Source organism: Paenibacillus sp. 203, assembly GCF_037027525.1.
Lineage (GTDB): Bacteria > Bacillota > Bacilli > Paenibacillales > Paenibacillaceae > Paenibacillus > Paenibacillus polymyxa_B.
In genome coordinates this window covers 284,227-303,365 of the sequence record NZ_JAXCHD010000003.1, presented here as the reverse complement: position 1 = coordinate 303,365, position 19,139 = coordinate 284,227, and the positions used below count along the sequence as shown (strand labels likewise).

Here is a 19,139-nt window from a genome sequence, read left to right as displayed (position 1 = left end):
CTATGATTTTGAGTATGGATGAAATTGTCAACGCTATTTGCTTGCATATGGCTGAACGCAAAGGTGTACAGCCCACTGATGTAACAGTAGAATTAAGCTGGGAAGAGGATACAGGTTATTCCGCAGAAGTCCATGTACAGGGCCGTAGTCAATATCTGGTGGAAGCCAACATGATTGAAGCAATTCTGAGATATCTGTATTCCGAATACAATATTCGTGCCTATCGCGAACAAATCAGATTGGATCTGGATGAAGAAATTACTGCTATTGTCCAAACTTGATTATTTCGCATAAGAAGAACCGACCTTTGCTTGATGGCAAGGGTCGGTTTTTTTTGCTCGTTTTCCAATAGATCATTAGGGTTGCTATAGCATTACATTTAGACGCGGACGTACCTTGTTATATGGATTCATTTGCTCTATGAATAGCCTGTCTGCTAAATGATGGAACCGGAGATAGCTGTACCTGCGGCACCCTTTCGAGTAAGCCACTACCGTACATTTCTCGAAACGGCTGCTCCACCATATGAATATAGCCGATATAGCAGCCGCATTCTTTCATCCGGCACGGACGTTTGCCACTCAGACCCTCAAGACCATCCCTGTATAAGTGTCCTAGCACCCGTCGATCCTGATAGCAGTGTTTTACTCTTCCGTCACCCTGGACATAAAATACATCTTCACCAGCGCGACATGCCCGCCCCTGACTGCTATAATCCTTTAAATTCCATTGAAAATAGGTATCTATCGCAGTTAATTCAGCAACCTCAGCATCTGTATAATAATGTGGACGATCCTTGTAGGCGTTGATCCACAAATAAACATTCCTTGGAAGTTGCGATCGCAAGGAACGAATAGCCGGAAATGCCTGTCTTAACCCGACGGTACCGACACTATAGGAAATGCCAAGTTCATATAGCTTCATAGCCTGCGATATAAAAACTTGCTCTTTCGTCTCTCCAGGGTGATATGTAGCCCACAGCGCAGCAGTCTCCGGGTTCAGTTCTTGCGTCCAATCCAGCTTAGTCGATAGATTCGTCTGTACCGCCACTTTTTCCACATGCGCCATGTGGGAAAACTCAATCATGGTCTTGCGATACCAGGAATGAATCAAGGCTTCTCCATACGGATTAAAAAAAATAGAGAGACGATGCCCCAGAGCGCCCTGTTCTCGTACCCAATCGGCAAAACGTTCCAACTGGGCCCGATCCTTGTTCAACGTTTCCCGACTATCAACGTTTTTACTGAACGGACAGTATGGGCAGGCATAGTTGCACGAGGTCAACGAACCACGATAATATAAGGTCGCTCTCATGCGCCTACATATCCTTCCATGCGCTCACGTACTGATGTGGAGATCATCCAGTCCCCAATCGCATCGGAATAGGCCATTCCTTCCTCTGTAAGTCGCAGCCTACCCTCCTCGACGACAGCCATACCGGATTCCAGCAGCAATGACATTCCCGTAAAATCGTCCGACAGGGATACATCGAAGCGCTCTGCATAGGCCGATAGCTCCAAACCTTCCCGATGAAGAAGCGCCTTTAAGATAAAGCGTCGCTTACTCTCATCCACATTTAAAATAAAGCCGTAGTCAGCCAGATCATGACGTTCCGCAGCAACATAATCTTCGATAATACTACGCGTAGCTGCTGCACTAACACCGTACCGGCTGGCATAGTGAACATTACGTGTATAGGATCGCGCACCACACCCCAGACCAGCCATACCTTCCTCCTGACAACTGTAGGGCAAAAGCTCTTTGCTGGATAAACCATCATTTTTTGCAAAACGGCGCATGGAATATTGTACATATCCTGCCTGTTTGAGCCGTTCGCGCGCCACTTCATACAAGCTAAGACGAATATCATGATCCAGCCCGGTATAGCCTGGCTTTAAAATCGTATTTTCTCGAATATATAGCGGATAAAGAAAAATCTCTCCTGGCGAGTAAGACAGTGCTTCCTCTAAAGAATACAGCCAGGTTTCCACCGTTTGACCAGGCAGGCCATAGATCAGATCCACGTTCAGCAAAGGAAAGTTGTATTCCACCAGCCGCTCAAGTGCTTTTCTAACAAGTTTGGGCTTCTGAGGTCGGTAAATGGCGGCACTTTCTGATTCCACAAAGCTCTGAATTCCCATGCTGACACGATCTGTCCCGCGGCGCTTGAGCACCTCCAACCTATCCTCAGTCACAGTATCGGGAGAGGTTTCCACCGAAATAGAAGCTCGTTTAGGGTCCAGTCCCATTATATTTTCCGCTATGTCAAACAAACGCTCCACCAAAGGAGCCTCCAGTAAGGTTGGTGTACCGCCGCCGATCGCAAAACGCGAAAAAGGCCGACGGCCCATAATGGGTGCCCATTGCTTGGCTTGTCTTTCTAGCGCATCCACATACTCCTTATGTACATCCAGACGCTTGTCCGGCAAAGTGAAGAGGTTACAAAATCCACAGCGAGCCGCGCAAAACGGAATATGCATATACAAAAAATAGCTTTCTAACTCCTCCTTCTCCCACAGCTCCTGCAATGAGAGCGGTGTATCAAACGAACGATAGGCCGTTTTATGCGGGTAAGAGTACAGATAGGAGCGGTAGGGAGCTTCACGGATCGTGCGTGCCCATTCAGCAGGAGTTTCAGGCCACTGAAACCTAGAGGGTGCTAAGTTTGTGTCTATCTCCGGGGCTACCGCACCCGTTGGATGTGAGTGATTCAGATTCATGGCTTTCATTTCTGCTCCTTCCTCGCGCTGGATTGATTTTTTGATATTTTACTAGTGCAATCTATATTTCTATTTGCTTTATAATATAAATTCGCGGTAAGGCACATTCCAGACTACCTCATGCGCCAGACGATGTCCTTCATAGCCGTCTTCCCCATAAGCTGTACCATGATCGGAAAAAACCATGCAAAACGTCTTGCCCCGATTTCGTAAAGCATCGAACAAACGTCCAAGTTCACCATCCACATACCGCAAGGCTGCTCGTTGAGACTCCACTGAATCTTTAGCTGAGCCCTTCACAAAATAATGATTAGGCCCATGGATCGCTGATACATTCAGAAACAAAAACAAGCGCTGCGACGGGTCTGTATTCCCCAACAGTTTCAGAGCATGATTCACCTGATGCTCCGTCGAACGGGGGTTGGTAACGCCAAAGTTCATACGCCAGTAGCTTTCTTGGAAATACCCTGGCAGCACTTTGGCAAGCTTATTTTTCTTCGTGAAAAAAATAACGCCGCCGATACAGATGGTCCGATAACCTTCACCCTCTAGCCCGGACACAATATCCGGGGCATCGAACAGCCAGGTATGTGGATGCGTACGCAGTCCCGTATCCTTTGTGTGAAACAGACGGATATGTGAAGTCTTATCCGTATTCGCTGGAGTCGGCAAAAATCCGCCAAAAAAGGCATGATGTGCAGCATAGGTAAAGCTACCCGGTGTATGACGCTTTTCCCACGACCCGGAGCCGCACAAATTCGGACAGTTCTCTTCCTCCAGCTTTGCTACATCATAACGCAGAGTATCAAGCGTAATCATGACAATATCATGAGAGCCGACAATTTGGTTCATATCAATCATATCTGTCTTTCCTTTCCGTACCCACGCTCCTATTAACGAGGTGCTGCATTTCCCATTCATACGGATTCCAACCCTGATGCTCAACCCGGTACAGCAAATCACCGAACGGATTAACATCCAATACATAGGGACGACCGCCATGAGCCGGAACCAGCACATCCAGTCCAGCAACCATGGAGGCTGGAAAAACACTCATAGCGGCTTTCGCCGTATGCTGGATCGATTCCACCGTATTCTGTGGTAATCCGGCTTCCTTCAGCGAGAGCCGCTCATTACGCAAATGCAAATTCGTAATGGGGCTGTGGCTCAAACGTAAAACCGCATGGCAAGCTTCTGATCCGCACACGAGTTGGCGCACATCATAAACACGCCCGTTCAGGGTCGCTTTGGGAATCCAGCGCTCTACATGTACCCCTTCCAGGCATAGCCAGTTAAGGATAGCATGAATGTCCTGCTTATCCGTATAACGACGTAGTCGTCCGGCATTATAATACACGCGCTGTCCGCGTATGATTTCCGTTCCAATCGTGGTCACCGCCAGTTCCGCGTGTGTATGGGGATGTACCTGATAGGCCATGACACCAGAAGCACCAGACCCACAAAATATTTTCACAAATACGCGGTGAAACCCGCTCTCCTTTATTGCCGCGTGCAGATCGACAACATCATGAAATGCACCACCTGAAGATGCAAGCACTGGCGGGACTCTTATATCTGCCTTGCTTAAATCGGCGCTACAACGCCGTTTGTCGAACATCACGGCCACTTCCGCCGGATCGTTCATCCAGTATGACGAGGGCCAGAGCAGAGCCACTTCATCCCGCAGCCAGGCCAGCAGACGGCAATAGCCCCGGAACCATTGTGCCGGGTGCCAAATACGACCGTGCTGCTCCTGCAGACGTCGCGCTTCTGCCGCCGATATACCTGTTCCTTGTGTCCATTCGGGCCATGGTAACAGAGAATCGTCTCCCTCACCATCCGAGGCGCCCAGAGCAATCAACTCACGCTCTACCTCAAAACTTTCGCCCGGTGCATCCAGACGAAGCAGCGGACCACTGTTCATCTGCCCCGCCAGTAACTGATCAATGCTCTCTTGCACAAAGGAACTGCCATTCACGCTATCATGCGTAGCTCGCGCAGCTATTCGCGCCATCAGCTCGCTCAGACCTTGTTTCTGCCGAATAGCTTCCAGCACATTCTTATAGGAAACCTCCAGAGCGGGTGGAAGCATTAATCTGCTTCGCGCCTCCTGTAATCCGGTAGTCCGACGATTACCCGGATTACCGAACAAGATAAACGGCTCGCTGACATTACAGTCTGACATTCTAACCATAGAGCCGCCTCACTTTAGATCATTTTAATTTTGAAAACAGTCCGTTTTAAGTCCATTTGTACAAATTACTCAGTCAGTGATGGATAACGCCAATCATCTTCCTCATCCGCTTCTTGTTGATCTTCCACGTTCACAGATAGACCCGAGCTTTTCCAACGTTGCATCATTTCACTAGACATATAATGATAGCTCAAATCCAGATGCTTCAGCCCTTTTATACTTTCACTAGCCAGCAGCGCTTCTGCACCTTTATCAGACAACGTACCTTGTGAGAGATCCAGCACTTCCAGTTGTCCAATCACAGGGGCATTAGCTGCTGCAATCGCAATTTCATCCTGTATTTCACTATCTTTCAGTCCCAAGTATGTAAGTTTGGGGAAAGGATTGCTATTCAAAAACGGCAAAACATCTTTCAGGTTACCGTCAAAACCATAGTTATCGACACCCAAATACAGTTCCAGCTTGCGCAGTTCAGGCAGTTCTGCATTGTGTATTTGCTGAAGAACGCTCACAGGCAGGCCGCCACAAATAATAACCAATTCCTGAAGGTGGTTATGACGAAGTGGTTCCAGACTCAGGTCCTGGCTTCCTTTGATATGAAAGGACTCCAACGCTGGAAACGCTTCTAATAACGGGGATAGATTCGTCTGGTTAATCCATGAAACCTCACACTCATCATATTCCATATCACCAATAAACAGCTTGCGTAACTTAGGGAAATGATCTTTAAGCTTCACTAACACTGGGATGAAATCATCTGGTGAGCTCTCATAGGCTCCACCCCAATCTCCAATGATCAGATCCGTAACTTCCGCGCTCTCCGGCTTGGCTGCCAGTTCCTCAAGCAATTTAGCCATCGTTTGGCCATTCTCATAAGCTTCAAAATCCACTACCAATTTTACTTCCATCTTACAATTCCTCCGATCACTTATCTGAGAATGTAATAAATCTTGAAAACTATCTATTTCCAATTTAGTCTATCCTATTCTACCAATGTTCGTCAAAAATAGTCCTATATCGACATCAATCCTATGTAAAATGTGCTCAATGAAATCAAAACAAGACAGCCCACTAAGCAGGCTGTCTTGCGCATATGTCTATAATAAACTTCTACTATTATATAGTAGTAATTCTAGAACCAAATTATTGGCTAATTGTAATCGGTGAGTTATCGGACAGCAATGCCAGATTATTCACGATCACATTCTCCTCATTGCTCAAGCCACTGGTAACGAGTGTTTGTGAACCTGCCGTCTGAACAGTCTTCACTTCCTTACGTTTTGCATGGTCTCCGTTTACAACATATACATATTCTTTACCTTGATCCTTTTGAACTGCCGCAGTAGGAACCACAATGCCTTCTTGTGCATTGGCAGCGACAAAGCTGATATCAGCCAACATGCCGGATTTCAATTTTGTGTCTGGATTCGCAACTGAGATTTTTACAGGATAGCCTTTTCCATTTGCATCCAACGGGCTTACATTTTTAACTGTACCTGTTGTTACAATGTTGGACGCTGCAACACGAACCTGTACCTTGTCACCTACTTTTACATTGTTTATCTGTTCCGCTGGAACATAGATTAATGTATTGACCGTACTCAGATTCGCAATGACCAGCGCAGGAGATTGAGCGGATACCATTTCACCCACTTCTGCATTTTTCGTACCCACAATACCATTAATCGGTGATGTAACAACGGTGTCATCCAATGCATCCTGAGCAATGTTTACATTCAGCTGAGCCTGCTTAAGAGATTGTTGGCTGGACTCGATGACCGCAGTATTTTGAGATACTTTGAGTTGGTTTTGCGCATTGCTGTAGCCACTATTGGCATTACTGTAGCTATTTTTTGCTGAATCATAGCTGTTGCGAGCTGTAGTCAAGGCCTTCTGCGCAGCTACCAACTGATCTTGTGCATTAGCCTGCGCATTTTGTGCATTATTGTAAGCCGCTTCCGCATTCACAACTGCTGTTTTGGCTTGTTCTAATTGTGCTTGAGTGCTCGCACCTGCATCGAATAGACTTTGTGTACGTGTTACATTCTTCTGTGCATCTGCCAAAGCTTGCTGCGTTTGTTTCACCGTATTGGCTGCCGAGGAGACACCATGTGTTGCTTGTTCTACGGCTGTAGTGGCTTGATTAATAGCCCCCTGTGCCTGATTGATTGCGCTTTGGGATTGAATCACGCCGCTCTTGGACTGCACTAAGCCCGAGTTTGCTTGAACCATCGTAGATTCGTGGGATGCTTGAGCGGTACTTACTCCGGCTGCTGCCGCAGCTGCTGCGGCGCGAGCTTTCGCAACATTATTCCGCATGTCTTTATCATCAAGCTTGAACAGTACTTGACCCTTTTTAACCTCGGAGCCAATATCCACAGGCAGTTCAACCACTTTACCGCCCACTTTAGGCACAATGTTCACCGTCTCCGAAGGTGTTACCGTTCCTGTATAAATATTTCCCTGTCCGATGATGCCTTGCTGTGCTTGGCTGATTTTAACCGGAACGACCATGTCCTGAGCCGCCCCGCTATTACTGGAGCAGCCTGCCAGCACTGCGCCGCCGAGCACTAAAGCCGCTAATGTACTTTCTACTCTCAATATTTTCATGATAATTCCCTTTCTTTCTGTCCGTGGAAATAATGTAAGTCATCCAGTCGATATTTTGTACTTCACTTATTAAGCTTCCGGCTGTGTCTTTGCTTTCTTCCTCTGAATAAACAAAAAGATGAGTGGAATTGTGCAAAACAGCGGTATGGATGAAATGAGGAACGTATCCCCAATTCCTCTTGATGTAGCATCCAGTGTAATTAAACTACTTATGGATGACATCCATGAGCTGCCCAATGTCGCTTGAAGCGCATGAGCCGAGTCTGGTGTAATGGACTCCGAAATTTGCTGGGCATGAGCAGCCGAACGGCTTTGCATAATGGCGGTTAACACCGCAATCGCCATAGATGCAGCCACAGTACGTACCAGATTGGACGCTGTAGACGCATTGGCTACCTTGCTCGGATGAACGGCATTCATGCCGACCGTGGACAATGGCATCATACAAATACCAATTCCCAGACCCCGTAATGCCATTACGGTTTCCAACCAGGCATGCGAAGTATCTGGCGTAAGCTGGTGAAGATGATAGGTCATAAAGCTGGTTAGCGTCAGGCCCACAAGTCCCAAAGGCACAATGCCGAACTTATCGAATAGCTTCCCGGCAATAGGCATCATAGCCGCCATGGCAATGGCCTGTGGAATGAGGATAATACCGGTATCAATCGGTGACACACGCTGGATATTTTGCAAAAACAACGGTGTTAGGAACGTTCCTCCGTACATCCCCATCATGACCAGACTAGAGGCAATTACACTAATCGTATACTTTGAATTCTTGAATAATGAGATTTCAATTACAGCATTATCCTTGCCGCTTTCTACATAGATCAGAAAAACAAGTGCCCAGAAAGCAATAAACAGCAGGGATACAATTCCAAAGGAAGTCCAGCCATCACGCTGGCCGTTTGTCAATGCGTACAAGAGTGTTCCGGCACAAGTTGCCGCCAGCAAAAAGCCCGGTAGATCAAACGGCTTCGGCTCTACTTTAGGCGGTTCTTTAATTAGAAGAATAACCATTAAAATTGCAAATAAAGCAACTGGCACACTGACAATAAACAAGAATCGCCAGTTAAACCACTCAATTAAATATCCGCTGAGCGTAGGCCCTACAGCCGGCGCTGCCATTGCGGCGATCCCCCATATACCAAGGGACATACCGATTTGTTCACGCGGCATAATTTTGTAAATAATCGTCATACTCAGCGGCATAATAACACCACCGCCCAGACCAGCCAGCACCCGTGCTGCGATCAGGGAAGAATCACTCCATGCAAAAATACATATTCCCGTTCCCAGCGAAAATACGCTGAGCGCAAGAATCAAAAACTTTTTGTATCCGAGGCGCTGCTCCATATATCCGGTAATCGGTACGATTACACCAGATGCAAGCGTGTAACCTGTAATAACCCACTGAATACGTGTCGTCGTAGATCCTAAATCTGTCGTCAATCTAGGAATGGCGACATTGATCAGACTGTTGTTCAGAATGGCGACAAAGGCGCCTAAAACGATAGCGAAAAAGGCAAGCCAGCGTTCTTTGGAAGAATCTGTCGAAGGAGCAGCAGCAATATCATTGGCAGCCACATGGACCCCTCCTTTTTAAGGTGTATGAATTTTTACTTCCACGTTCGTTCCAGGAATAAGTTTCAGATCCTTCGGCTTGTTCACAGCAATCTCTACAGGCACACGCTGAGTCACCTTGTTAAAGTTACCACTTGTGTTCACTGCAGGAACGAGTGAGAACACGGCGTTGGAGGCTTCGCCCACTTTACGAACTTTACCCTGAATCACCTGGTCACCTGCTGCATCAAGCGTAATATCAACAAGCTGTCCTGGTTTAATACGGTTAATATCAGTTTCTTCAATATTCGTAGATACGTACAAGCTGTTCATATCCACCATAGTTGCAACAGCACTACCCGGCGATCCGATTTCATGTTCTTTCGAATAAATCTTAATGACGGTTCCGTTGATCGGCGCGCGCAGTACGGACTTGCTGATCATGCTCGCATCCAGCCCCGATACATCCTGCTCGGCAATCGGTTCATTACGCTGAACAACATCTCCTTCTTCCACATCAATGTGGCTAATTTCTCCAGAGATTTGCGGCATTACCTTATATTGATCGGCTTGAATGCGCGCATCGTCACTTTTAACAAAGTGTGTTGCTTGATACCAATAATAGTAGCCAATAGCTCCACCGCTCAGAATGAGCAGTACAATGAGGATTGGCAATACAGTTTTCTTACTCACTTCTTCCACCCCTGTTGTCCAAAAAATTTTTATTATTCAACGCTAATATTTTAAAATTGAAATATTAGGCCATTAAACCAAATAGAGAACGTAAATAAACACATGGCAACATTCCATGCAAAAGACAGGACTATCTTATGTACATAGGACAACCTGATCCATGGTCCACAAACCGCCTTTTATATTTAAATATTTTCATATAACTATTGTACATTGAAATATTATAGATATATTTATCTATTCAGGCAACATAAATTTTCAGTTTTTTCATAATTTTTTTTCATAAAAAAGAACCTTGTTTCCAAGGTTCTTTCACGAAAAGGGATAGTTTACAATTAAAGGGTTACACAGTAACGTTAAGAGAAAGGCGCAGGTACAGCTGACCGTTGTTTGCAGTTTTTCGCCTCCTGCCCTTCCTTCGTGTTCTTATTCATTCTGTTTCCCTGAGAAACTTGCTCCCCTATGCACCCCCCGCAACGGCAGCGTTCTGCCGTCCCATGTACATCCTCTTTGGAATCCCGTAATAGCCGTACGTAATCCAGAGATTGCTGTAAAGAAGCAGGTCCCGGAATGAAGCGAACCTTTTTGCCTTCCAGCAGACAGTATACCTCAATAAGCTGAGGAAGAGCTCCAAATGCATAATAACAAAATACATTTGTCATATGTTGGAATGTACTGACAACGTTAGGATTATAGTCAACGATGTACTTTTGAATGAGCAGGGAATCTACTTCTGCTGATAGTTGCCAAGCAGCCTGAACAATAAGCGAAATATTGACCTCTAACTCAGGCACAGACGTACAAAATTGTTCATACAGCATCACAGGCACCATCAAGTCATTATTTAAGCCGCAAATTTTTGACAACTCACCTGACACTTTATTTTTGACATCCCAATAATGGAACAAAGATTCAAAGTTGTCTGACTGCTTGGGCCACCATTTCTCCAGCACATACTGGACAGGGACTTCCCGCCGTACCTTTACTTCCATTCCAAAGTATTCGTTGAGCGCATGCCCTACTGCATATTGAACCCGTTGCCGCCAATTCCAGCCCTCACGCCCTCTTTTCCTCTGTGATTGACGGATTGGCTGTGGAGTTCTCCACATCTCCTCTAGCTGATAGTCGTGCAGAAGAGGAAAGCCGCTTAAGCTATCGCTATTGCGCATACCTATCCCTCACTCTCTTCTCAGGACACTTCAATACCAGCCTGTGCAAATTGTCTTCCGTAAGCTCGGCAATTCTCCTTGTCATCATCCAATGGATTGAATTCAATCTTCAGACTCTCTTGAATGACCGATGCACCGCGTTCTTTGACTTTTTCCTCTACCAAGTCCACTGCGCCACAGAATTGCGTATAAGATGTATCTCCACTGCCAAATACTGCAGTCTTTTTACCAGACAAATCAAGTTCGTCTAGTTCCTCGTAAAAATCCAAAAATTCATCAGGAAGCTCACCATCTCCCCATGTATATACACCCAGTAGGAACCCGTCATATGCAAGCAGTTCTTGCGCGCTGCAATCATACGAAGCCTTCAACTCCGCCTCATGCCCTGCCTGACGAACACCCTCGGCGATCAATTCCGCAATTTCCTCTGTATTACCGGTCAAACTGGCATAAGCAATCATGATTTTACCCAAGTTCATCCCTCACCTTTATTTGAAATATGGGATGCTTTCACTCCCTGTTACTCAAATAATATTTGATAATGATTCTCATTGTCAAATATTAATTTCAAAAACTAGCTTTATTCTTGGGGAGATATACGCAAAACAGCCGCATTACATGCGACTGTTGGCTGATAAACTCTATGGATAAGCACATTAAATTAGAGGCTTGTTTAATTAAGTAGAATTTCAGCTGTGTTGATAAAAAATATTATGTATGTACAATTCAATCCGTTTTTATTATTTTAATAAAAAAACGGATTGTTGTACGTACAAGTGGGATTGATTTCATTTTAATATGGAAGCGCTATAATTACAAGTACATCCGAGAAAAAATATTTTAGACCATTTGACTACTTACTTATTTATATAATCATTCGATTGTTGCTGAGGTTTGTTGTACAATAGACTCCATATGGGGATTTCTGTGCAGTTTGCTGCCTGAATCCTGAATTGACTGCTGAAGGATGGATTGTACATGTATGTAGCACAAGAGTGGAAAGACTATGAAGTAATGGATACAGGCGGTGGTGAAAAACTGGAACGTTGGGGTGATATTGTCTTGCGTCGTCCCGATCCGCAAATCATATGGCCTTTGGCCCAGGAAACAGCCGAATGGCGTAATGTTCATGGGCATTATCACCGTAGTTCCTCCGGTGGCGGCAACTGGGATATGAAAAAACCTATCCCCGAGCGCTGGACAATTAGCTATGGACCGCTTAAATTCCACATTAAACCGACCAGCTTCAAGCATACCGGTCTTTTTCCGGAGCAAGCAGCGAACTGGAGCTGGATGATGGATAAAATCAAAGGCGCAGGCAGGCCGATTTCCGTACTGAACCTGTTTGCATACACGGGAGGAGCCACGACTGCTGCTGCGTATGCAGGAGCCAGTGTAGTTCATGTGGATGCCGCCAAAGGCATGGTACAGTGGGCAAAGGAAAACGTTCAATTGTCCGGTCTGGCTGACCGTCCGGTACGCTTCATTACGGATGACGTATTCAAGTTCGTGCAACGGGAACAACGTCGGGGCAACCGTTATGATGCTATTATCATGGACCCTCCTTCTTACGGACGCGGACCGAACGGAGAAACTTGGAAGCTTGAAGAAAGCTTATACCCGTTTCTCGAATCCTGCATGAGCATCATTTCGGATCAACCGCTGTTCATGCTGATTAACTCCTATACTACAGGTATTTCGCCTACTGTATTGCGCAACATGCTGAGCATGACCATGCAACAAAAGTACGGCGGACAAATTAGCGCTGGTGAAATCGGATTGCCGATCACACGCTCGGGATTGAATTTGCCTTGTGGTATTCTCGGACGCTGGGAGGCTTAAATTCCTCTTATGACTCAAAATGAACTTACCCGGCATGAGCATGCACAGCCGAACATTCCTGTCCTATATGAGGACAATCATGTTTTGGCAGTTGTAAAGCCTGTCAATGTTCCAACGCAAGAGGATGCCAGTGGTGATCCTGATCTGTTGTCTTTACTCAAGGAAGATCTAAAAATCAGACACAATAAGCCTGGTAACGTTTTTTTGGGCTTAGTTCACAGACTGGATCGGCCTGTAGGTGGGGCCATGATTTTTGCTAAGACGTCCAAAGCTGCTTCTCGCCTGTCAGAGTCAGTACGAAGTCGTCATTTTCACAAACTGTATACCGCAGTTCTAAATGGCGTTCCGACGGACCCACAGGGCCGTCTAACCCATTACTTGCTAAAGGATAGCCGAACCAACACGGTTCAAGCGGTTCGACCTGGCACAGCTGGTGCGAAAGAAGCCATTTTGGAGTACTACGTGATCGGACAAGCAGATGGACTCAGTCTCGTGCAGATTAAGTTGCACACCGGACGCTCACACCAAATTCGTGTGCAAATGCAGGCGATCGGCTGTCCCCTCTACGGTGACCAAAAATATGGCGGTCATCTGAGTCGACCCGGTCAACAGCTGGCGCTCTGGTCCTTACTCGCTGGAGCACCGCATCCGGTTAGCAAGGACGATATGAGATTTCACTCGTTACCTCCTGTCCAATTTCCATGGAATGAATGGCCAAGGTCGCTTTATGAGAACATGATTACGTCTGAAATTTGAATCGGAAAGCCCTGCTCTATCTGAATATCGATCTTCGACCCCATTTGCACAAAGAACCTGCAACGCATGTGAACAAACATGCATTCCAGGTTCTTTGTTTGCAGAAAATTAAATTAATGCGTCATCTCATCCTTTTATGATGAGGAAGCCACGGACTGCCCTTTCTTGCTGTTTACCAGTTGTTGACGGGGTTGGGCGTTTTGTGCATTCGTATTTTTGATGAAAAATGCTAAAATCAGAGCGGCCACACTCAACGCTGTTGCAATGATAAAAGCCGAATTAATCCCATAAATCGTGGCTTGATTACCTGCAGCCAGCATCCCCGCTTTATCCGTCACGTTTAGTCCCTCAGACGTAACAATCGATGTCAAGCGGTTGCTGCTTTGTGTGGACATCACTGTCACCAGAATTGCTGTCCCAATCGAGCCGGAAATCATACGCAGCGTGTTACTCATTGCCGTACCATGTGCATTCAATCGTTGCGGAAGCTGATTCAACCCGGCCGTTTGGATCGGCATCATCAGCAACGACATCCCGAACATCCGCACCGTATAATTAATTAACAGTGTCATATAGGTGGTTGTTTCGGTCAACCTTGTAAATTCCCAAGTCGTTATAGCCATGATCAGCAAGCCAATTACAGACAACCAGCGTGCTCCGATTCGGTCAAAAATAGCCCCCGTTACAGGAGACATGAGCCCCATCAGAATCGCTCCCGGTAACATCAGCATACCGGACTGGAGCGGTGTAAAACCCCGAATATTTTGCAAATAAATCGGAAGCAATATCATACCGGCGTACAAAGCCATCGTCACAATCACATTAATGATTGTCGTCAAGCTGTATACATCGTATTTAAAGATACGGAACTCCAGCATAGGCTCATCTGCCTTCAGTTGGCGGACAATAAACAAAATAAGCGCAATTGTCCCAACGATAAGCGTAGACAGGACAGGAATACTTCCCCAACCTGATGTTCCTGCATCACTAAAGCCGTATAATAGTCCACCGAAACCGAGCGTAGACAAAATGATGCCGGGAATGTCCAGCTTTGGCTTGGACTGCTCCGTTACATTTTTCAGAAAAATAAATCCGATCACAATCGAAATCACTGAAATCGGCAGGATGATCCAGAACAAAACCCGCCAGTCATAATGCTGTACTATATAACCGGATAAGGTTGGCCCAATGGCTGGAGCAAAACCCATCGCAATCCCCAAGGTTCCCATCGCCCGACCACGACGCTCTATTGGGTAGATGTTCAAGATAACGACCATCATTAAGGGCATCATGATACCTGCTCCCGCGGCCTGAATAAGCCGACCGATCAGCAATACGCTGAAGCTTGGCGCTATAGCACATAACAGCGTGCCGATTGAAAAAATAGTCATCGCGCTAATAAACAATTTACGAGTAGAGAAACGGGCAATCAAGAACGCGGTCACCGGGATCAATACCCCATTCACGAGCATAAACCCCGTGCTGAGCCACTGAGCTATATTGGCATCTATATTCAGATCACTCATCATTTTCGGTAAAGCCACACTGATCAACGTCTGATTTAATATCGCTACAATCGCGCCAATCAACAGAGCGGCCACAATGGGTGCTCTGCGTACATTACCTGGTAGTGTCATTTGAGGACTGCTCAAGTTGATTCATTCCCTTCGGTGTTAATTTCATGATCATTTGTTTATGGATATCCATGGCCATCTCTAGCTGCTCCTTCGGGATGTCCAGAATGGGCAAGATGCGCTCCATCCACATGGCGTCTACTTTTTGCATGATATCTTTCCCTTCCGGCGTAAGCGTCAACACTAAGGATCTACGGTCATGCTCATGCCGTCCGCGAGCAATATATCCCGCCTTGGTCAAGCGGTCAACCACTCCACTCATAGAGCTGCTTCCCACATGCGCTATGTCTGCCAACTCGGATAACCCGATGTTGGGGCGTTTATTCAGAATTGCCAAAGCCATATGCTGAATGGCCGTCAGATCCAAATGCTGCTCCTCATTCCAGAAGGCATAAAATATCGTTTTGTTAACCTCCCTTACCGATTGAATAATCCGGTACACCTCAAGTCTGTCTTCCTCTCTGTCACTCACTGAAACCATCCTTCTTTCTAATACCCAATTCACAATCCATATAACATAAACAAGCAACTATTTGTATACGAATTGTTATTTATTTATAACTATTATTTTATCATCTCTTATGTAAATGTCAACATTCACCCAAATATCATCTATACTTCAACACAAAAAAGCGCGGTATGAATACCACGATAGGTATTTACATCCGCGCACTCCTATTTGCCTTAAAATGATAATCTGCTGCGTACAGCTACTTTTCATGTAGCCACCATTCTAGTTATTCTGCTCGCTCTATTGGTTCCTTTACTCCCTCAGTCTCACTTGCCGATACTGAAGTCTTCGCCTTCGTTGTAATTTTCCCCAACAAATAAACCAGCAAATTTTGATTGTGCTGAGAAATTCGGTTTAGTGCAGAACCCAGAAAATCATCCCGTATTCGTAATCCACGCTCTACTTCTTCTCTCCCTTGATCCGAAATGACAATCCATACAATTCTACGGTCTTTTACGTCTCTGAAACGGGTGACCAGTCGATTCCGTTCCATCCGATCCAGCAGCATCGTAACCGCGGCTGGTGTGGTGGCGAGATATGGGATTAGTTGAGACGGTTTCATACGGCCGTATTCGTTCAAAACCTCCAGCACCGTAAGTTGAGCTTCGGTTAGTGATGGAGCCAGTTGCTGCTCCATATGAACCTTATAATCCTTAGCCATTCTGGACCAGATTTTTGCAAATTCGGTCGTTTGCATTTTGCCTCACTCCTTTAGATAACAGGGTCAGTAAAAGCATCAAAGTTACCGTATGGGCCACCGTCCGGATTGTATTTCATCACATTAAATTTTCGCCATTCAGCCCCGGTTTCCTGCCGTTTTTGGAGCATCAAATGAAAAGGGGAAGGAAGTCTCACCTGGGTTTTGAAGGCTGGTCAGAGTTCGACACCATGACGGCAAAAAGGTCCTCATTCGTGCCGGAATGGCACGAGAGGACCTCTCTTTTTCGAGCTAATAAGCGCTTGACTTTCCTATTATTCTATGGACTGAGAAGCTTGCGGCTCACTACGCAGCAGCACATTCACAATTTCGTCCTTCTTCTCCACTGGAGCCAGCAGCTTGCCTGTATCCTTTCGGTCGGTCAAAGGAGCCTTTTCCGAAAGGAAGGACATCGTTTCTCCTTCTGCTGTGATTGCAAATAATTGAACAGCTTCACGGCAATAGAAGGCAGCCACGATTCGAGTTCCATTCGAACGTACTCGTTTGCCTTCCTTGAACTCAAAGGTAGTGATACCTTTGCCGCCTCTTCCCTGTGTAGGATAGTCCGACAGAAGCGTACGCTTACCATAACCAGACTCGGTCAGCACCAATACTTCTCCTTCATCCTCTTCTACCCATAACGCCGCGATAATTTCATCGCCTTCCGCTAGCTGTATACCTTTGACACCAGCCGAGACGCGACCCATCGCATTAACCTCTTGCTCCTTGAAGCGTATACTCATACCCGCGCGGGTAATCAGCATAATATCCCGGGTACCCTCGCTTAACGTTACCGATAATACCTCATCGTCCCCTGCTACTTTGCAGGCGGCTACGGCACTAGAACGTTTTGTAGCATATTCTTTTAATTCTGTACGCTTTACTTGGCCCTTCTTTGTTACAAATACTAGACTTTTGCCGATTTCCTCGATGTTTTTGAGCGGAATAACACTTACGATACGATCTTCCTTCGATAACGGAATGACGTTGACAATGGGTGTGCCCGGCTCTTTCCACTTATACTCTGGCACCTGATGTACAGGCAGTAAAAAATATTGTCCGCGCTGGGTGAAGACGAGCAATACATCCAGCGTATTCACATCAAGCAATTGGGTAACGTAATCCCCTTCTTTAACACCAGAACTTGAACGTTCCCCGCCTGAACGAGTGAATGACAACATACTTGTACGTTTCACATAGCCATCTTTCGAGAGTGTCAGCAGCACATCCTCTGCTCCCACCATGACTTCCAGGTTCACCTTAATCTCTTCTACCTCGCCCTGGATATCTGAACGACGGTCAATGCCGTACTTTTCGCGAATTTCCAACAGTTCCTTGCGAATCAGGCTGATCAGCTTGCGATCACTTTCCAGAATAGAACGATATTGCGCGATTTTTTTCTGGATATCACCCAGTTCTTTTTCAAGCGTTGTGATTTCCAGATTGGTGAGACGGTACAACTGCAAAGTCAAAATAGAATCTGCCTGACGTTCGCTAAAACCAAACATCCATTGCAAATTATTTTGTGCGTCCTGACGATTTTTGGAAGCTTTAATGGCTGCGATGACCTCATCCAGAATGTTCAGTGCTTTGACCAAACCTTCCAGCACATGGGCACGATCCTCTGCCTTTTCCAGTTCATACTGGATACGGTGAGTGACAACTTCGCGTTGATGGGCGATATACGCTTCCAAAATGGACTTCAGCCCAAGCTGATGTGGCGCCTTGTTCACAATGGCTACCATGTTGAAGTTATATGCCACCTGTAGGTCGGTTTTTTTCAGCAAATAAGCTAAAATCCCTTCCGCATCAGCTTCCTTCTTCAGCTCCACAACGATGCGCAAACCATTTCGTCCACTTTCGTCACGAACCTCGGCAATCCCTTCCACCTTTTTCTCCAGACGGATATTTTCCATGGCGGTTACGAGCCTTGATTTGACGATCTGATACGGAATCTCGGTAATGACCAGCTGCTGCTTGCCTCCGCGCAAAGACTGAATTTCCGTTTTGGAACGAATATAAATGCGTCCTTTTCCCGTGCGGTAAGCGTCCTTGATGCCTTCGCCACCCATAATGAGTCCGCCCGTCGGGAAATCAGGACCTTTAATAAAGGTCATAATCTCTTCCAGCTCAATCTCTGGCTTTTCCATCACCGCAATGCTGGCATCAATAACTTCGCGTAAACTATGTGTAGGGATCTCTGTCGCAAATCCTGCCGAGATCCCACTGGAACCGTTCACCAACAAATTTGGATAACGAGACGGCAACACAACAGGCTCTTTGGCCGAGTTATCAAAATTGTCTTTGAACAAAACCGTACGCTTTTCAATATCGCGCAGCATTTCCATTGCGATCGGGGACAAGCGAGCCTCCGTATAACGCATAGCTGCCGCCGGATCATCATCCTGGGAGCCCCAGTTACCGTGACCATCCACCAGCACGTGACTCATTTTCCAAGGCTGCGCCATCCGTACCATGCCATCGTAAATCGACGAGTCACCGTGGGGGTGGTAATTACCCATAACGTCCCCAACGGTTTTGGCTGATTTACGATATGCTTTATCCGGCGTATTGCCCGAATCGTACATTGCATACAGAATACGACGTTGTACGGGTTTTAATCCGTCCCGTACATCGGGTATCGCCCGATCCTGAATAATATATTTGGAATATCGGCCAAAGCGGTCACCGACCACTTCCTCCAGAAAAGCTGGCAAAAACTGCTCCGATAAGCTCATGTATACACCTCT

The 19,139-nt window shown here is 46.2% G+C and carries 17 protein-coding genes; 3 read left to right on the top strand and 14 right to left on the bottom strand.

Annotated elements, in window-relative coordinates; all coding sequences use genetic code 11:
* The first annotated feature begins 2 nt into the window (after window positions 1-2).
* Window positions 3-281 carry a YxcD family protein gene (locus tag WA407_RS07790; RefSeq protein WP_013310599.1) on the top strand — a complete coding sequence of 93 codons (279 nt, stop codon included), beginning with the start codon at window positions 3-5 and terminating at the stop codon, window positions 279-281.
* Window positions 282-399: 118 nt separating this feature from the next.
* On the opposite strand, the gene WA407_RS07785 is transcribed toward WA407_RS07790, so the two are convergent.
* The 10 genes from WA407_RS07785 to WA407_RS07740 all read right to left on the bottom strand — a co-directional run bounded on the left by WA407_RS07785 (window position 400) and on the right by WA407_RS07740 (window position 11,428).
* Window positions 400-1,314, bottom strand: a complete 915-nt coding sequence (locus WA407_RS07785) for an STM4011 family radical SAM protein (RefSeq protein ID WP_235309643.1) — start codon at window positions 1,312-1,314, stop codon at window positions 400-402.
* Complete coding sequence (locus tag WA407_RS07780; protein ID WP_235309642.1) at window positions 1,311-2,729, bottom strand: STM4012 family radical SAM protein; 1,419 nt, start codon at window positions 2,727-2,729, stop codon at window positions 1,311-1,313. The genes WA407_RS07785 and WA407_RS07780 overlap by 4 nt, the downstream gene beginning before the upstream one ends.
* Window positions 2,730-2,798: 69 nt before the next feature.
* A complete protein-coding gene (locus WA407_RS07775) occupies window positions 2,799-3,581 on the bottom strand; it encodes an STM4013/SEN3800 family hydrolase (RefSeq protein WP_061831587.1) in 783 nt (260 codons plus the stop codon).
* Window positions 3,574-4,914, bottom strand: coding sequence for an STM4014 family protein (locus WA407_RS07770; RefSeq protein WP_235309641.1), 1,341 nt, complete (start codon window positions 4,912-4,914; stop codon window positions 3,574-3,576). Before WA407_RS07770 ends, WA407_RS07775 begins: the two co-directional genes overlap by 8 nt.
* A gap of 65 nt (window positions 4,915-4,979) precedes the next feature.
* On the bottom strand, window positions 4,980-5,822 hold the full coding sequence (locus WA407_RS07765; protein ID WP_235309640.1) for an STM4015 family protein: 843 nt from the start codon (window positions 5,820-5,822) through the stop codon (window positions 4,980-4,982).
* A 235-nt stretch (window positions 5,823-6,057) separates the two neighbouring features.
* Complete coding sequence (locus tag WA407_RS07760; RefSeq protein ID WP_336077083.1) at window positions 6,058-7,524, bottom strand: efflux RND transporter periplasmic adaptor subunit; 1,467 nt, start codon at window positions 7,522-7,524, stop codon at window positions 6,058-6,060.
* 69 nt (window positions 7,525-7,593) lie between these two features.
* A complete protein-coding gene (locus tag WA407_RS07755) occupies window positions 7,594-9,111 on the bottom strand; it encodes a DHA2 family efflux MFS transporter permease subunit (RefSeq protein WP_235309639.1) in 1,518 nt (505 codons plus the stop codon).
* 15 nt (window positions 9,112-9,126) lie between these two features.
* Window positions 9,127-9,780, bottom strand: coding sequence for an HlyD family secretion protein (locus tag WA407_RS07750; RefSeq protein ID WP_061831582.1), 654 nt, complete (start codon window positions 9,778-9,780; stop codon window positions 9,127-9,129).
* Window positions 9,781-10,136: 356 nt separating this feature from the next.
* A complete protein-coding gene (locus WA407_RS07745; protein ID WP_254328453.1) occupies window positions 10,137-10,949 on the bottom strand; it encodes a hypothetical protein in 813 nt (270 codons plus the stop codon).
* A gap of 20 nt (window positions 10,950-10,969) precedes the next feature.
* Window positions 10,970-11,428, bottom strand: coding sequence for a flavodoxin (locus WA407_RS07740; RefSeq protein WP_069289771.1), 459 nt, complete (start codon window positions 11,426-11,428; stop codon window positions 10,970-10,972).
* A gap of 499 nt (window positions 11,429-11,927) precedes the next feature.
* On the opposite strand from WA407_RS07740, the gene WA407_RS07735 reads away from it, so the two are divergent.
* Both WA407_RS07735 and WA407_RS07730 read left to right on the top strand, forming a co-directional pair.
* Window positions 11,928-12,791, top strand: coding sequence for a class I SAM-dependent methyltransferase (locus tag WA407_RS07735; protein ID WP_028540694.1), 864 nt, complete (start codon window positions 11,928-11,930; stop codon window positions 12,789-12,791).
* Window positions 12,792-12,800: 9 nt separating this feature from the next.
* Window positions 12,801-13,547 carry an RluA family pseudouridine synthase gene (locus WA407_RS07730; RefSeq protein WP_254349745.1) on the top strand — a complete coding sequence of 249 codons (747 nt, stop codon included), beginning with the start codon at window positions 12,801-12,803 and terminating at the stop codon, window positions 13,545-13,547.
* Window positions 13,548-13,681: 134 nt separating this feature from the next.
* Here the strand turns inward: WA407_RS07730 and WA407_RS07725 are convergent, their stop codons facing one another.
* The 4 genes from WA407_RS07725 to gyrA all read right to left on the bottom strand — a co-directional run bounded on the left by WA407_RS07725 (window position 13,682) and on the right by gyrA (window position 19,127).
* Window positions 13,682-15,184, bottom strand: a complete 1,503-nt coding sequence (locus WA407_RS07725) for a DHA2 family efflux MFS transporter permease subunit (RefSeq protein WP_336077082.1) — start codon at window positions 15,182-15,184, stop codon at window positions 13,682-13,684.
* Window positions 15,168-15,653 carry a MarR family winged helix-turn-helix transcriptional regulator gene (locus WA407_RS07720; protein WP_336077081.1) on the bottom strand — a complete coding sequence of 162 codons (486 nt, stop codon included), beginning with the start codon at window positions 15,651-15,653 and terminating at the stop codon, window positions 15,168-15,170. Before WA407_RS07720 ends, WA407_RS07725 begins: the two co-directional genes overlap by 17 nt.
* Window positions 15,654-15,918: 265 nt before the next feature.
* The gene (locus WA407_RS07715) at window positions 15,919-16,389 is read right to left on the bottom strand and encodes a MarR family winged helix-turn-helix transcriptional regulator (RefSeq protein WP_061831576.1); all 471 of its coding nucleotides are present in this window, start codon (window positions 16,387-16,389) and stop codon (window positions 15,919-15,921) included.
* A 275-nt stretch (window positions 16,390-16,664) separates the two neighbouring features.
* Window positions 16,665-19,127, bottom strand: coding sequence for a DNA gyrase subunit A (gene gyrA / locus WA407_RS07710; RefSeq protein WP_336077080.1), 2,463 nt, complete (start codon window positions 19,125-19,127; stop codon window positions 16,665-16,667).
* Window positions 19,128-19,139 lie beyond the last annotated feature (12 nt).